This window comes from Litoribaculum gwangyangense (assembly GCF_039543505.1).
Classification (GTDB): Bacteria; Bacteroidota; Bacteroidia; order Flavobacteriales; family Flavobacteriaceae; genus Litoribaculum; species Litoribaculum gwangyangense.
On record NZ_BAABJW010000009.1, the window covers coordinates 1 to 1,123 of the forward strand.

At 29.4% G+C, this 1,123-nt stretch carries 1 protein-coding gene; it reads right to left on the reverse strand.

Annotation, left to right across the window (positions count from 1 at the left end):
- Window positions 1-135 precede the first annotated feature (135 nt).
- The coding region (locus ABD963_RS15050; protein WP_345278273.1) for a hypothetical protein at window positions 136-1,123 on the reverse strand (988 nt) is incomplete at its 5' end.

Genomic DNA, 1,123 nt, shown 5'->3' on the forward strand with positions numbered 1-1,123 from the left:
CAACGGTTTTGTGTATGGCTCGTTGCGGAAAATCAGCTATGATTATCCGCCATGTCCGAAAGATAGCAAATTGCAATGAATTCCGATTAAGGAATTCAGCCGCAATGAGCTATACACGTTGTTGCCACACGTTTTTTACTTCCAATAACTTATTTTTCTCGTATCAACATAAATTGGAACGAATTCCTTTGAGTTATTAAAATGTTCTTTCATTGATACATTTTTTTTAATCCAATTCCCATTTTCATCAAATTCATAGTCAAATTTCAATTCACGATGTAATTTCGAGTCTTCATATTCTTTTGAGTTGATTATATTAAAAAGTATGTCAAACTCTGTAACATTATTTAAATGCTTTTTTAAATCCGCTGATATTGTATAAGAAGTTTGTTTAGAAATTCGTCCGTCTTTCCATTCCGTTTCGCTCAACATTTCAACCCATTCAGTTTTATGAGACGACTCAACTAAATTGTTATTGTTGTCATACTTGTTGCGAATAGTTATTGTTGATTTGTCATTTCCTTTTTCTTTTTCCGTCGCAAATACAAGTTTATTATTCTCATTAAAGATTTGTTCGCTGTTTATTTCAGTAGTATCATTTCCTTTAACAGAAATTCGTTTTACTTGATAATCGTTTTTCCCATAATAAAAAGTCGTTTTATGATCAATCGTATCATTTACGTAAACAGTTAATTCACTCGTGTTTTTGATAGAATCATATTCCGAAGTTTGAATTATGTTTGATTTGTTCGATTTGTTAATTGAAACACTTTTTATGAACTTTTGGTTTTTGTTATAATCAATAATATTAGTTTGTGTAAGTTCTCCAAAATTATCGAAGTATTTTACTTTTTTCAATTCTCCAAAATCTGTGTATTCTTCTATTTTTTTGAGGATAGCTTTATCTTCATTTTTGGTGTTCTGAAATGTTGTTTTTAAGTATTCAACTTTTTTAACCTTTCCGTATAGATTTTTTTCTTGTAATGCGTTTGTGTAATCTGAATAAAATGGTTCTAAATCAGCTCTCAATTCCGTTTTGTTTTGGCAGTTCAATAAAATAATTGACAGTAAAGTCAGAAAGTAAAATTTTCTCAATGTTCTTATTTTCAAATGTGTGGCAACG